Source organism: Arthrobacter arabinosi (genome assembly GCF_054511115.1).
Window position 1 is genome coordinate 189,683 of record NZ_JBTNDF010000004.1, and the last position, 13,207, is coordinate 202,889.

Annotated in this window: 14 protein-coding genes; 8 read left to right on the top strand and 6 right to left on the bottom strand. The window is 72.0% G+C overall.

Translation table 11 applies throughout. The features are described from left to right. Positions 1-5: 5 nt before the first annotated feature. The 3 genes from ACX80P_RS12285 to ACX80P_RS12295 are packed head-to-tail and all read right to left on the bottom strand — an operon-like array spanning position 6 to position 2,426. Complete coding sequence (locus tag ACX80P_RS12285) at positions 6-806, bottom strand: isocitrate lyase/PEP mutase family protein (protein ID WP_459278379.1); 801 nt, start codon at positions 804-806, stop codon at positions 6-8. Then, the gene (locus ACX80P_RS12290) at positions 799-1,440 is read right to left on the bottom strand and encodes an alpha/beta hydrolase (RefSeq protein ID WP_459278380.1); all 642 of its coding nucleotides are present in this window, start codon (positions 1,438-1,440) and stop codon (positions 799-801) included. The genes ACX80P_RS12285 and ACX80P_RS12290 overlap by 8 nt, the downstream gene beginning before the upstream one ends. An 8-nt stretch (positions 1,441-1,448) precedes the next feature. Next, positions 1,449-2,426: a ring-cleaving dioxygenase gene (locus ACX80P_RS12295; protein WP_459278382.1), complete on the bottom strand. Its 978-nt coding sequence runs from the start codon at positions 2,424-2,426 to the stop codon at positions 1,449-1,451. 160 nt (positions 2,427-2,586) lie between these two features. Between ACX80P_RS12295 and ACX80P_RS12300 the strand changes: the two genes are divergently transcribed. From ACX80P_RS12300 to ACX80P_RS12320, 5 genes are all read left to right on the top strand, one after another. After that, positions 2,587-3,069 (top strand): PGPGW domain-containing protein, encoded by a 483-nt coding sequence (locus tag ACX80P_RS12300; RefSeq protein WP_459278383.1) that lies wholly within the window; start codon positions 2,587-2,589, stop codon positions 3,067-3,069. Between the two features lie 72 nt (positions 3,070-3,141). Continuing rightward, a complete protein-coding gene (locus ACX80P_RS12305) occupies positions 3,142-4,065 on the top strand; it encodes a carbohydrate kinase family protein (RefSeq protein ID WP_459278384.1) in 924 nt (307 codons plus the stop codon). Between the two features lie 32 nt (positions 4,066-4,097). Next, entirely contained in the window at positions 4,098-4,625 is a 528-nt protein-coding gene (locus tag ACX80P_RS12310) for a YbhB/YbcL family Raf kinase inhibitor-like protein (RefSeq protein WP_459278385.1), read from the top strand. 122 nt (positions 4,626-4,747) lie between these two features. Continuing rightward, positions 4,748-5,557 (top strand): HAD family hydrolase, encoded by an 810-nt coding sequence (locus ACX80P_RS12315; protein ID WP_459278387.1) that lies wholly within the window; start codon positions 4,748-4,750, stop codon positions 5,555-5,557. Further along, positions 5,535-6,365 carry a glycerophosphodiester phosphodiesterase family protein gene (locus tag ACX80P_RS12320; protein ID WP_459278388.1) on the top strand — a complete coding sequence of 277 codons (831 nt, stop codon included), beginning with the start codon at positions 5,535-5,537 and terminating at the stop codon, positions 6,363-6,365. Before ACX80P_RS12315 ends, ACX80P_RS12320 begins: the two co-directional genes overlap by 23 nt. 99 nt (positions 6,366-6,464) lie before the next feature. Here ACX80P_RS12320 and ACX80P_RS12325 read toward each other — a convergent pair whose 3' ends face one another. Beyond that, positions 6,465-7,466: a phosphotransferase family protein gene (locus ACX80P_RS12325; RefSeq protein WP_459278390.1), complete on the bottom strand. Its 1,002-nt coding sequence runs from the start codon at positions 7,464-7,466 to the stop codon at positions 6,465-6,467. 59 nt (positions 7,467-7,525) lie between these two features. After that, the gene (locus ACX80P_RS12330; RefSeq protein ID WP_459278391.1) at positions 7,526-8,854 is read right to left on the bottom strand and encodes a uracil-xanthine permease family protein; all 1,329 of its coding nucleotides are present in this window, start codon (positions 8,852-8,854) and stop codon (positions 7,526-7,528) included. A gap of 98 nt (positions 8,855-8,952) precedes the next feature. Between ACX80P_RS12330 and ACX80P_RS12335 the strand changes: the two genes are divergently transcribed. After that, positions 8,953-9,807 carry an SDR family NAD(P)-dependent oxidoreductase gene (locus tag ACX80P_RS12335; protein ID WP_459278393.1) on the top strand — a complete coding sequence of 285 codons (855 nt, stop codon included), beginning with the start codon at positions 8,953-8,955 and terminating at the stop codon, positions 9,805-9,807. Beyond that, positions 9,804-11,210, top strand: coding sequence for an aldehyde dehydrogenase family protein (locus ACX80P_RS12340; protein ID WP_459278394.1), 1,407 nt, complete (start codon positions 9,804-9,806; stop codon positions 11,208-11,210). Before ACX80P_RS12335 ends, ACX80P_RS12340 begins: the two co-directional genes overlap by 4 nt. A 19-nt stretch (positions 11,211-11,229) precedes the next feature. Here ACX80P_RS12340 and pgm read toward each other — a convergent pair whose 3' ends face one another. Further along, entirely contained in the window at positions 11,230-12,861 is a 1,632-nt protein-coding gene (gene pgm / locus ACX80P_RS12345; RefSeq protein ID WP_459278395.1) for a phosphoglucomutase (alpha-D-glucose-1,6-bisphosphate-dependent), read from the bottom strand. 158 nt (positions 12,862-13,019) lie between these two features. On the opposite strand from pgm, the gene ACX80P_RS12350 reads away from it, so the two are divergent. Beyond that, positions 13,020-13,187 (top strand): hypothetical protein, encoded by a 168-nt coding sequence (locus tag ACX80P_RS12350; protein WP_459278396.1) that lies wholly within the window; start codon positions 13,020-13,022, stop codon positions 13,185-13,187. The last annotated feature ends 20 nt before the right edge of the window (positions 13,188-13,207 follow it).

The window sequence follows — 13,207 nt, forward strand, 5'->3', positions numbered from 1 at the left end:
CGTCCTCAGTTGAGGGGGAGCGTCCCCTCGGGCAGTGCTCCACCGGCGAGCAGCTCGCGTGCCGAGTTCGCCAGCGCCGTCAGGGCGACGCGCTGCGTCCACGGTCCGTAGGAGATCCGGGCGACGCCGAGTTCCTGCAGGCGTGCGGGCGGGAGGCTGCCGGGCACGTTGATCACGCTGAGCCGCTGCGGGCCGAAGGCTTCCACGAGGGTGGTGACGGCGTGCTCGTCGAGGAGGCCGGGGACGAACACGTTCGTCGCGCCGACGGCGAGGAACGCCCTGCCGCGCTCGACGGCGTCGGCCAGGACGTCCGCCGGATCGCGGTCGCCCGCCGTCACGAAGGCGTCGGTGCGGGCGTTCAGCACGAAGTCGATGCCCTCGGCCCGGCCGGCCCTCACGGCCGCCTCCATCTGCGCCACGGCGTCGGCCAGCGGGCGCATCCGGTCCTCGATGTTCGCCCCGACGATCCCGACGCCGATCGCCCGGCGCACGGTGTCCCCGGGATCCCCGTAGCCGGACTCGAGGTCGGCGGACACGGGGAGCGTGGTGGCTGCCGCGATCCGCCCGACCGCCGCGATCATCTCCTCCAGGGGGATGTTCTCGCCGTCCTCGTACCCGAGCGACGCGGCGATCGAGTGGCTCGCCGTGGCGAGGGCCGTGGTGCCGGGGATGTCGGCGATCGTCCTGGCGCTGATCACGTCCCAGACGTTGACGACCTGCAGGATCTCGGGGGCGGCGTGGAGCCGGGAGAGGGTGGCGGCCCGCGCTGCGGGTCCGGTGGAGCCGGTCGTGGGTGATTCAGTCATGGGGGACCTTCCGGGTGTGGGAGGCGATCCAGGCGGTGGCGCCGTCGACCTCGGTGGGGTGGATTCCGTGCCCGCCCTCGCGGACGTTCCGCTGTACTTCGGCGCCGCGGCTCTCGAGGATCGATGCGAGGCGGGTCACGCTGTCGAGGGGGGCCATGGCGTCGGACGTCCCGTTGAACAGGGCGACGTGCGTCCCGGACAGGTCCGCGTCGACGGTGCGTCCCTCGAGGGGGTACATCCCGGAGAAGGCGACCGCGGAGGAGAGCGCGTCCGGGTGGAGCAGCGCGGCGGCGAGGGCGATGTTCGCCCCGTTCGAGAATCCGACGGCGACGACCGGACGGTCGGCGATGCCGTAGTGGTCCCGCGCCCGGGCGAGGAACGCGGTGAGCTCACCCGCGCGGCGGACGACGTCGTCGACGTCGAACACGCCCTCGCCGAACCGGCGGAACCAGCGGTTCATGCCGTGCTCCTGCACCGGTCCGCGCGGTGCGAGATACCCGGCCCCCGGTGCGAGGCGGGCAGCGAGCGGCAGGAGGTCGTGCTCGGTGCCGCCCGTGCCGTGCAGGAGCAGCAGCACCGGCGTGCCCGCTGCGCCTGCCTCGAACAGGTGCGGCCAGGTGTGCGTGTCGGTCATGATCGCCCCTACTTGAAAAAGGCCTGGACGGCGGGGTTGTTCTCTCCCGGCAGGTCGATCGTCGCGACCGCGTGGGAGATCGCCTCGCGGTCCGGTTCGAGCCACGGCGGCAGCTTGAGGGAGCGGCCGAGTTCCAGCAGGGGTTCGTCGATGTCGAAGCCCGGGGTGTCGGTCGCGATCTCCAGGAGGGTGCCCCCGGGCTCGCGGAAGTAGATCGAGGTGAAGTACTGGCGATCGAGGATGGCCGTGACCGCGTACCCGCGCTCGGCGAGTTCCTGGCGCCACACCTCCTGGGTCTGCTGGTCGGGCACGCGGAACGCGATGTGGTGCACAGTCCCGCCGGCCACGAGGCCGCGCTCGCCGCGGGGGTCGGCGACGACGTCGACGACGGTGCCCGGCTCCCCGGCATGCGTGCTGAGGCGGTACCGGCCGTCCTTCTCGCCGAGGACGCTCATGCCGAGGTCACGCGTGAGGGTCTCGAGGGTGCGGGTGGGATCCTGCACTGTGAGCACCGAGGAGTGCTGGCCGCGCACGGCGTACTCGGCCGGCACGGACGCGGAGTCCCACGGGTTGCGGGGATCGGAGACGGACGAGGCGACGAGGTCGATCTGCAGTCCGTCGGGGTCGCGGAGGGAGAGACGCTCCTCCTCGGAGGAGGCGCGCACGATGGTCGACCCGACACCGATGGCCCTGAAGTGTTCCTGCCACCAGCCGAGGGTGCCCTGGGGCACCGAGAACGCGGTGGTGGTCGACTGCCCGCTGCCCACGCGTCCGCTGCGGATGCCCTGCCACGGGAAGAAGGTCAGGAGGGAGCCGGGGCGGCCGGCCTCGTCGCCGTAGTAGAGGTGGTACGTCCCGGGATCGTCGAAGTTGACCGTCTTCTTGACCAGGCGCAGCCCCAGTCCCTTGATGTAGAAGTCGATGTTCCGCTGCGGGTCACCGGCGATCGCGGTGACGTGGTGGAGTCCTTCGGTTCGTGCGGTCACGCTGTCCTCCTGGGTTCGTACCGGCCTTCCGTCCGCCGATATGATCATGCAAACGCATGTATCGATGGTTTTGTTCCTGTTCACCGAAGCGTCCCCGGAGCGCCATCAGGACGCCCTCCGCCCGTCGTCCGCGGTCGGGCGGCTGTGACATCCTGTGAGCATGGCAGCGAAGAACCGGATACCCGGGTGGGTCCGCCGTACCGGCGTCGAGGTGATCGGGTGGACCCTCGTGGTGCTCGGAATCGCCGCCCTCGTGCTGCCCGGTCCGGGGCTGCTCATGGTCGCCGCGGGCCTCGCCGTCCTGTCGCGGCACTACCACTGGGCGCGCCGCCATCTGCAGCCGCTCAAGGAGAACGCCTACCACGCCGCAGCCCTCGGGGTGAAGACCATCCCTCGGATCACCGCGAGCTGCATGAGCTCGTTCGCGATCATGTCCCTCGGCGTGGTCTGGATCATGGGACCCGGTGCGCCCGCCTGGTGGTTCCTCGCGGACAAGTGGTGGCTCTTCGGTGGCACGGGCACGGGCCTCAGCCTGATCCTCTCGTCGATCATCGCGCTCGCCCTGATCGTCTACAGCGTGCGGCGCTTCCGGGGCAGGCCCGTCCCGCCGCGCCCCCCGATCATCCGGCGCCGCTCACGGTAGGACAGGTGCAGGACGACGCACGACGGCGAGAAGCGCCCCGTCCGCCCCGACCGCGGCTGGTACGTTGAACGGGTGCTCACAGTGATCGGGGAAACCCTCATCGACGAAGTCGTCAGCGACACCGCATCCATGCGCGCGCACGTGGGAGGCAGTCCCATGAACGTGGCCGTGGGCCTCGCGCGCCTCGGCCACCCCGCCCAGTTCGTCGGCCGGTACGGTGACGACGCCTACGGGCGGATGATCCAGCAGCACCTCCGCGACAACTCGGTGCCCTTCCCCGTCCGCCCGGATGCCTCGCCCACGAGCGTCGCGACAGCGCACCTCGACCCCGCGGGAGGTGCGTCCTACGACTTCCAGCTGGTCTGGGACCTCCCGGGGCTGGCCGGGCAGAAGGACACGCTCCTCGACGGATCCACCCTGCTGCACACGGGGTCCATCGCCACCATGCTCGCGCCGGGGGCCGACGACGTCCTGGCCCTGGTGACGAGCGCCCACCCGCTCGTCACGGTCTCCTACGACCCCAACTGCCGGCCCACGATCATCCGCGACGCCGCGTTCGCCCGCCGGCAGGCCGAGAAGTTCGTGGCCCTCGCCGACGTCGTCAAGGCCTCCGACGAGGACCTCCGGTGGCTCTACCCCGACCGCACGCCCGAGGAGTCGGCCCGCGCCTGGCTGGCCGCCGGCCCCGGCGTCGTCGTCGTGACGCGCGGGTCGAAGGGACCGTGGGGCGCCTGCCGTGCCGGCGAGGTGTCGGTCCCCGCGCCCCCGACCTCCGTCGTGGACACCGTGGGCGCGGGGGACTCGTTCATGGCCGCCCTCCTGGGGTCGCTCGTGGATGCCGCGCTGGACGGCGCCCATCGCCGCGACGAGCTGCGCCGAATAACCCTCGGGCAGCTGACCGGCATGCTGCAGTACGCGGCCCGCGCCGCGGCCGTCACGGTGTCCCGTGCGGGAGCGAACCCTCCCACCCGGGACGAGATGGCCCACGGCGCCTGACCGCCCCGACCGACGACCAGAGGACAACCACGATGACCCGCGATCCCTACGCGGACCTCCCCCAGGTCCCCGCGTTCGACCTCACCAGCGAGACCGTCACCGATCACGCACCCCTCGACCCGGCGCAGGCGTCCGGGATGATGGGAGCGGGCGGCAAGGACGAGTCGCCGCAGCTCGGCTGGAGCGGTTTCCCCGAGGGCACCCGGAGCTTCGCGGTCACCGTGTACGACCCGGATGCACCGACCGCGAGCGGCTTCTGGCACTGGGCGGTGGCCGACCTGCCCGTCACGACCACGTGGCTGCCCGCCGGCGCCGGGACTGAGGGCTCCGGACTGCTCCCCGAGGGGGCGGTGCAACTCCGGAACGACGGCGGGTTCCCCGGTTTCGTGGGCGCCGCGCCGCCCGAGGGACACGGGCCGCACCACTACCACGTGGTGGTCCACGCCGTGGATGTCGAGTCCCTGGAGCTGCCGGCCGACGCCAGCCCCGCCTACCTCGGCTTCACCCTGTTCTCCCACACGCTCGGCCGCGCCCGCCTGACCGGCACGTACGAGCAGTAGCGGCCCTGCGGGGGCGGTCCCCCTGCCGTGCCCCCTCCGGCGGGGGCTGTCCCGGGGCGTTCCCTGCCGGCGGGCGCCCTGCCACCGGTAGGGTGGAGATCCGGACCCTGGAGGAGTGGACGATGCGCCTGGTGGCGAGCGACATGGACGGTACCGTCGTCGGGCACGACGGCAGGATGAGCGAACGCACCATCCGCGCGTTCCGGGCGTGCGCGGACGCCGGCGTGGACGTCGTGTTCGTCACGGGCCGCCCGCCGCGCTGGCTCCAGCCCCTGCGGGACCAGCTCGGGCACACGGGGACGGTCATCTGCTCCAACGGCGCCCTGACCTACGACCTCGAGTCCGAGTGCGTGCTCGATGCGAAGCTCCTGGCCCCCGAGCACATCTTCGCCGCGCGCGACATCATCCGTGAGCTCTTCCCGGCGGCGACCTTCGCGGCCGAGACCGTGGCGGGATTCCAGGTCGAGTCGGGCTTCGCGGACGCGTCCACGGTCGAACTGCTCGGCGGGCTCACCGCCCGACCGTTCGAGGAGTCCCTGCCCGGCCAGGACGTCGTGAAGTTCCTGGCACGGGAGCGGGAGGTGTCGCCCGACGACTTCCTGGCGGCCGTCCGGCCCGCCGTCGCGCACCTGGTGTCCACGACCCACTCCGCGCCCACGATGGCCCTCCTCGAGATGGCCCTGCCGGAGATCAACAAGTCCGTCACCCTCGCACACTACGCGGCGGCGCGCGGGATCGACGCCGCCGACGTCGTCGCCTTCGGGGACATGCCCAACGACGTCCAGATGCTCGGCTGGGCGGGCCACGGGTACGCGATGGCGTCCGGCCACCCCGACGCGCTCGCCGCCGCGAACCTCGTGGCCCCCGCCTTCGAGGAGGACGGCGTCGCGCAGATCCTGGAGCAACGGCTTGCGGCGCTCCGCACGGCCTGACGCGGGCCGCTACCCCTACCTCGACAACACGGCGGGAACCCCATCCGGGCCGCAGCCGCTCGCGCTGTCCCACCGCGGGTTCGCACCCGACGGCGGGGAGAACACCATGGCCGCCTTCGAACGCGCCGTGGCCCTCGGTTTCCGGTACCTCGAGATCGATGTCCACGCCTCGAGCGACGGCGTCGTCATGGTCTTCCACGACGAGGTCCTCGACCGCGTCACCGAGGACCGCGGCCCGATCACGGCGCGGACCGCGCAGCACCTGGCCGGGCTGTCGGTCGGCGGAGGCGGGGGGATCCCAACGCTCGAAGCCGTGCTGCTGCGCTGGCCGGACCTGCGCCTGAACATCGACGTCAAGAGCGACGCGTGCGTCCGGCCCTTCGCCGAGCTCGTCAACCGCCATGCCGCCCACGACCGCGTGCTCGTCGCGTCCTTCTCCGACCGGCGGAGGCGGGCGGTCCTGCGGCTGCTCGACCGGCCGACGGCGTCGTCCGCAGGGATGACGGTCAATGCCCTCCTGAAGATCGCCGCCCCGCTGGGGCTGGCCGGGCCGGTCGCGCGGGCGGCCGGGGTGCACGCGCTGCAGGTGCCCGAGACGTATCGGGGCGTGCGGGTGGTGACGCGGGGGTTCGTCAGGCGCTGCCAGGACGCGGGGCTGCAGGTGCACGTCTGGACGGTCAACGACCGCGCCGGGATGGACCGCCTGCTGGAGCTCGGCGTCGACGGGCTCGTGTCCGATGCCGCGGACGTCCTCGCGGGATGCATGCGGGACAGGTCTGCGTGGCCGCAGGGGCGTTCGGCGGGCTGATCCTGGCGCGTCGCTCCCGAGGCAGCAGTCGTGGTGGGTGGAGCGCTCCACGACCCGCCACCCGAGCCCACCGGGGTCGAGGGAGCCCGGGCCGGAGGGCTAGACCGTCAGGACCGGGTCCGCCAGCGTCTTCAGGTAGTGCAGCGCGGCGGGGGCGTACGCGCGCATGGAGTCGTCGTCGGCGTAGACCAGCAGGCGCAGCCACGACCCGTACCGGTGGATGCCGGCCAGCGTCAGGGCCGGCCCGACGGCGGTCCGCAGCTCCGGCAGGGGCGCGTGGTCGGTCCACCGTTCGAGGTAGGCCGTCACGACGGACCGGATCCGCGGGTCCTCCGCCGTCGTGCCCCACTGCTCCCGCATCTGCGTGATGGGCACGAGCAGGGCGCTGAACGGATGCGCCCAGTAGGCGTCCGCGAAGTCGAGGAACCGCAGCGGCTCGGTGTTCGTGCCGGGCAGGAAGCAGTTCCGCGCGTGCAGGTCGTTGTGATCCAGCGACAACGGCACCGGGACGGCGCGCAGCGCGTCGACGGCGCTGTGCACGGCAGGCAGGCGGCGCACGACGTCGTCGGCCTCCTCCGCGGACAGGTACAGCGGATGCCCGGCCGGCAGCCCGGTGTGCAGGAGCAGCTGGTTCTCGACGAAGTTCGCCGCCACCTCAGGGTGCATGGTGACGAGGCCGGCCTCGGCCAGCCGCTCGCCGTGCGGGGCGGCGATCCGCTGCAGGTCCGCGAAGTCGGTGGCGATGCGGGCCCACACCGCGGCGTCGCCGGATCCCAGGCGGTCGAGCGTGGACCCGTGGTCCGCCGTCAGCATCCACCCGCGGGAGGGTTCGATCGCGAGCGGGGCCGCGACATGGTCCGGTGCCAGTTCGCCGAGCAGGGACAGGATCGACGCCTCGGCGAGCTGCCCGAGGTTGTTCTCCTTGAACCACAGCGTGCCGTGGTCCGTGGGCACGGTGAGCTGCGTGGACCAGAAGCGGATGCGCGGCTGGTCGGTCGGCCCCGTGCGGGTCACCCCGAACGCTTCCAGCGCCAGGTCGACCCACTGCTCCGCCTGCCGGCGCCACGCGGGAGAGGCCCACACCTCGCGGGGACCGTTCATCGGGCGCCGGACGCGGCGGGGGAGGGACGCATGGACCCCATCTTCGCATCGGGCACGGGTCAGCCCAGCTTCGACGGCCTGCTGCCGTGGTCGCTCGCCTCGGGCTCCTCCGGCCCGGCGACGTGCTCGCTGCCGCGTACCCGTGCGATGGCCGTCATTCCGTGGAAGATGATCAGCGCGGCGGCCGTGCCGAGGGCGATTCCCGCGAACGTCAGGTCCCCGATCACCCAGGTGAAGTCCGCGATGCCGACGACCAGGGCGACGCCCGCCGTCGACAGGTTGATGGGGTTGGAGAAGTTGACCTGGTTCTGCACCCAGATGCGGACACCGAGGATCCCGATCATGCCGTAGAGGACCACGCCCGCCCCGCCCAGCACCCCGGCGGGGACGGTCGCGATGAGGGCGCCGAACTTCGGGAAGAGGCTCAGGAGGATCGCGACGACGCCTGCCACCCAGTACGCCGCCGTCGAGTAGACGCGGGACGCCGCCATCACGCCGATGTTCTCGGCGTAGGTGGTGGTTCCCGACCCGCCGCCGGACCCGGCGATCATGGTCGCCAGGCCGTCCGCCATGAGGGCCCGCCCGGTGTACGGGTCGAGGTCCCGCCCGGTCATCGCGGCCACCGACTTCACATGGCCGATGTTCTCGGCGACGAGCACGAGGACCACGGGGAGGAAGAGCCCGACGACGGAGAGGTGGAACGCGGGTGCGGCGAACTCGGGAAGGCCGACCCAGGGGGCGTTGCCGATCGCGGCGAAGTCCACTTCGCCGCGGATCATCGCGACGGCGTACCCGGCGAGCACGCCGACGAGGATCGACAGGCGCCCGAGGATGCCCTTGAACAGCACCGTGACGAGCAGGATCGAGATCACGGTGACCAGCGCGGTCAGGGGTGCCTGCTCGAAGCTCGCCTTCGCGGTCGGCGCGAGGTTGAGCCCGATCAGCGCCACGATGGCGCCCGTGACGACGGGGGGCATGGCCACCTGGATCCAGCGCGTACCCGCCCTGTGCACGACCAGGCCGATGAGCGCGAGCGCCGCGCCGGCCATGACGATCCCGCCGAGCGCTCCGGCCGCGCCGTACTGGGACTGCGCCGCCGCGATCGGGGCGATGAACGCGAAGCTCGACCCGAGATAGCTCGGCACCCGCCCCGCCGTGATCACGAGGAACAGGATGGTCCCGATCCCGGAGAAGAGCAGGGTGGTCGCCGGCGGGAACCCGGTGATGAGCGGGACGAGGAAGGTCGCCCCGAACATCGCGACGACGTGCTGGGCGCCGATACCGATGGTCCTGGGCCACGTCAGGCGTTCCTCCGGGGCGACGAAACCGCCCGGCCCGACGTTCTTCCCGTCGCCGTGGAGGGTCCAGCCGATGCCTCGTGTGCTCATGGGTATGCCTTCCAAAGCGGGTGGGGGTTCCGGGAAAGCCTACCGGGAGCAGATGCCGGGGATGTTACGTTGCTTGTCACCGAGGAAGAGGACACACGATGGGATTCACGGTCCAGGGGCGCACCGTGCTGGTCACGGGCGCCGGCAGGGGCATGGGCAGGCTGTACGCCGAACGCGCGGCGAGGGAGGGCGCGGCCGCCGTCGTGCTGTGGGACGTGGACGGGCGCGCCCTCGAGGACGTGGTCGCGGGCCTCGCCTCGAGTGCCGCGTCCGTGCACAGCTACGTGGTCGACGTGGCGTCGGTCGAGTCCATCCAGGCGGCGGCGGGCGCCGTCCTCGACGAGGTCGGCGTGCCCGACGTGCTGGTGAACAACGCGGGGATCGTGCGCGGGACGTACTTCTGGGAGCACGACCACCACGCGGACATCGACCTCACACTGCGCATCAACACGGGCGGACCCATGCACGTCACCCGGGCGTTCCTGCCCGCGATGATGGAGCGCGGCACGCCCGCCCGCATCCTCAACGTGGCCTCCGCGTCCGGCACGCTGGCCGTGCCCCGCATGAGCGTCTACGCGGCCTCGAAGTGGGCGGTCATCGGCTGGAGCGACTCGCTCCGCCTCGAACTGGCGTCCGCGGGCCACCCGATCAGGGTCACCACGCTCATCCCGAGCTACATCAGGACCGGCATGTTCGAGGGAGCCCGCGGCCCGCTCCTGACACCCCTGATGGAGCCGGAGTACGTCGTCGACAAGGCCTGGCGCGGCACGCTGGAGGGCCGGGCCCGCGTGCAGCTGCCCTGGACGGTGCAGCTCGGCAGCACCCTCCGCAACCTCCTGCCGCAGCCGGTCTGGGACGTCGTCGCCGGGCGCATCTTCGGGGTGTACAGCTCCATGGACCGTTTCACCGGGCGCCCGAGCGGCGCTCCCACCGATCAGAGAGGCGACCGATGAGCACCGACAGCGACACCGGCACCGACACGCGACCGACCGACGCCCCGGCCCTGCTGGCGGACCGGCGACGATACTTCGACACGGGTGCCACCCGCCCCGCCGCCTGGCGCCGCGCGCAGCTGCGCGCCCTGCGCCGGCTGCTCTCCGAGCGGATGGACGAGATCACCGCGGCGCTGGAGGAGGATCTCGGGAAGAGCCGCACGGAGGCGTTCCTCTCCGAGATCGCCGTCGTGCGGGCCGAACTCGACTTCACCCTGAAGCACCTGGACCGCTGGATGGCGCCCGAGAAGATCGCCGTGCCCGCCGGGCTGCTCCCGGCCCGGGCCTGGACGCAGGCCCGGCCGCTCGGCGTCGTGCTGATCATCGGGCCCTGGAACTACCCCCTGCAGCTCGTGCTGGCGCCCCTCGTCGGGGCGCTCGCCGCCGGCAACGCCGCCGTCCTCAAGCCCAGCGAGCTCGCCGGCGCGACGTCCCGCACGCTCGCCCGGCTCGTGCCGCAGTACCTGGACCCGGAGGCGGTGTCGGTCGTCGAGGGTGGCGTCGAGGCCAGCACGGCGCTGCTCGCGCAGCCGTTCGACCACGTCTTCTACACGGGCGGTGAGCGCGTCGGGAAGATCGTCATGAAGGCCGCGGCCGAGCACCTGACGCCCGTCACGCTGGAGCTGGGCGGGAAGTCGCCCGCCGTCGTCGTGGGCGGGGACCTCCGCGCCGCGGCGCGCCGGATCGCGCTCGGCAAGTTCCTGAACGCGGCCCAGACCTGTGTGGCCCCCGACTACATCCTGACGACGCCGGCCGCAGCGCCGGTGCTCGCGGCAGCGTTGGCGGACGCCGTCCGGGAGTTCTACGGCAGCGACCCGAGGGCCTCCGGCGACTACGGGCGGATCATCAACGAGCACCACTTCGACCGCCTCGTGGGCCTGCTCGCCGACGGCACCGTCGTCTCGGGCGGACGCCACGACCGCGCGGAGCGGTACATCGAGCCGACCGTCCTGCGCGACGTCGACCCCTCGTCGGCGCTCATGCAGGAGGAGATCTTCGGGCCGCTGCTGCCGATCCTCGAGGTCGCGGACCTGGATGAGGCGATCCGCTTCATCGGCGCCCGCCCCCACCCGCTCGCCGCCTACCTGTTCAGCGACCGCGAGGAGCACCTGGGCATGTTCACGGAGCGTGTCCAGGCCGGTGGGATCGCCCACAACGTCTGCACCATCCAGCTCGCGGTCCCCGGCCTGCCCTTCGGCGGCGTCGGCGCGAGCGGGACGGGCAGCTACCACGGGCAGCAGTCCTTCCGGACCTTCAGCCACCTGCAGCCCGTGTTCTCCAAGCCCACGGGGCCGGACACGCTGCGCTTGGCCTACCCGCCCTTCGGGCCGATCAAGCGGAAGCTGCTGAGCATGCTCCTGTAGGCGCCCGGACGCACCGGGGTCAGCTGATGACCCCGTCCACCAGGGCCTTCGCCTCGGCCTGGACCTGCTTCAGGTGCTCGGCGCCCCTGAAGGACTCGGCGTAGATCTTGTAGACGTCCTCGGTGCCCGACGGCCGTGCCGCGAACCAGGCGTTCTCGGTGGTGACCTTCAGGCCGCCCACGGGCGCGCCGTTGCCGGGCGCCTCCGTCAGGCGTGCGGTGATCTCCTCACCGGCGAGCGTCGTCGCGGTGACGTCCGACGGCGAGAGCCTGCCGAGTGCGGCCTTCTGCTCGCGCGTGGCCGCGGCGTCGATCCGCGCGTAGACCGGCGCGCCGAAGCGGTCCGTCAGCCCCGCGTAGTGCTGGGACGGCGTCCTGCCGGTCACGGCGGTGATCTCCGAGGCGAGCAGGGCCAGGAGGATGCCGTCCTTGTCGGTACTCCACGGAGTGCCGTCGAGGCGCAGGAAGGACGCGCCGGCGGACTCCTCGCCGCCGAAGGCCAGGTCGCCGCTCAGCAGGCCGGGCACGAACCACTTGAAGCCCACGGGGACCTCCTGCAGCACGCGCCCGAGGTCCGCCGCGACGCGGTCGATGATCGACGACGAGACGAGGGTCTTGCCGATCACCGCGTCCGGGCGCCAGTTGGGCCGGTTCGCGTACAGGTACTGGATGGCGACGGCGAGGTAGTGGTTGGGGTTCATGAGCCCGCCGTCCGGGGTGACGATCCCGTGGCGGTCCGCGTCGGCGTCGTTGCCCGTCGCGATGTCGAACTCCGTGGCCCGCGTGATGAGGGAGGCCATCGCGAACTGGGAGGAGCAGTCCATGCGGATCTTCTCGTCCCAGTCCAGCGTCATGAACGCCCACTGCGGGTCCACGCTGGGGTTCACGACGGTCAGGTTCAGGTTGTGGCGCTCCCCGATCGCGCCCCAGTAGTCGACGGAGGCGCCGCCCATCGGGTCCGCGCCGATGTGCACGCCGGCGGTGCGGATGGCGTCGAGGTCGAGCACCGAGGGCAGGTCGTCCACGTAGTGCTGCAGGAAGTCGTAGCTGCCGATCCCGTCCGCCGTCCGCGCCTGGGCGATCGGCATGCGCCTCACCTCGCGCAGCCCGCCCTCGAGCAGGGCGTTGGCGCGGTCGGCGATCCAGTTCGTGGCGTCGGAGTCTGCCGGGCCGCCGTGCGGGGGGTTGTACTTGAAGCCGCCGTCGCCCGGAGGATTGTGGGAGGGGGTGATGACGATCCCGTCGGCCTGCCCGGTGCGCGTCGCGTTGTGGGTGAGGATCGCGTGGGACACCGCGGGGGTGGGGGTGTAGGCGCCGCGTGCGTCGACCAGGACTGTCACGCCGTTGGCCGCGAGGACCTCCAGGGCGGTGTTCTGCGCCGGTTCGGACAGGGCGTGGGTGTCCTTGCCCATGTACAGGGGGCCGGTGATGCCCTGCCCCGCGCGGTACTCCACGATCGCCTGCGTGATCGCCGCGATGTGCACCTCGTTGAAGGAGGACTTCAGGGACGAGCCGCGGTGCCCCGAGGTCCCGAACGCCACGCGCTGGGCGGGGTCGGAGAGATCGGGTTCGACGTCGAAGTACGCGTCGAGCAGTCTGGTCACGTCGACGAGGTCGCTGGGGAGGGCCACTGTGCCCGCTCGGTTAGCCATGGCCCCAGCATGTCAAAGAACGCGCCCGATTACACCAGTGGAGCGCGGGTTACGCGGGAGTTCCGCGGATGCGGGGGCAGGTTGCCCGCGGATCGATCCTCAGTAAGCTGAGCATCAGCGCCCAGTCAGGGAGCAGACGCATCACGGAAGGCAGCACCATGAGCGAGAATCCCAACGACACCCCCACCGCCGACCCCGAGGAGCAGGGCGCCGAGCAGGCCGGGACGCCCGAGGAACAGGACGCCGGCGGCTACGGCGGGCCCGGCATCGAGGACGAGGTGGCCCCCGGCTTCGAGGCGGACAACGGCGGCGCGACCGGCGCCTGACCGGCCCGGACGCCGCCCTA

Coding starts and splice junctions, on each gene's coding strand:
- ACX80P_RS12285 (WP_459278379.1), bottom strand. CDS start 806: ATGACTGAATCACCCACGACCGGCTCCACCGGACCCGCAGCGCGGGCC.
- ACX80P_RS12290 (WP_459278380.1), bottom strand. CDS start 1,440: ATGACCGACACGCACACCTGGCCGCACCTGTTCGAGGCAGGCGCAGCG.
- ACX80P_RS12300 (WP_459278383.1), top strand. CDS start 2,587: ATGGCAGCGAAGAACCGGATACCCGGGTGGGTCCGCCGTACCGGCGTC.
- ACX80P_RS12310 (WP_459278385.1), top strand. CDS start 4,098: ATGACCCGCGATCCCTACGCGGACCTCCCCCAGGTCCCCGCGTTCGAC.
- ACX80P_RS12315 (WP_459278387.1), top strand. CDS start 4,748: ATGCGCCTGGTGGCGAGCGACATGGACGGTACCGTCGTCGGGCACGAC.
- ACX80P_RS12325 (WP_459278390.1), bottom strand. CDS start 7,466: ATGAACGGTCCCCGCGAGGTGTGGGCCTCTCCCGCGTGGCGCCGGCAG.
- ACX80P_RS12330 (WP_459278391.1), bottom strand. CDS start 8,854: ATGAGCACACGAGGCATCGGCTGGACCCTCCACGGCGACGGGAAGAAC.
- ACX80P_RS12335 (WP_459278393.1), top strand. CDS start 8,953: ATGGGATTCACGGTCCAGGGGCGCACCGTGCTGGTCACGGGCGCCGGC.
- ACX80P_RS12340 (WP_459278394.1), top strand. CDS start 9,804: ATGAGCACCGACAGCGACACCGGCACCGACACGCGACCGACCGACGCC.
- pgm (WP_459278395.1), bottom strand. CDS start 12,861: ATGGCTAACCGAGCGGGCACAGTGGCCCTCCCCAGCGACCTCGTCGAC.
- ACX80P_RS12350 (WP_459278396.1), top strand. CDS start 13,020: ATGAGCGAGAATCCCAACGACACCCCCACCGCCGACCCCGAGGAGCAG.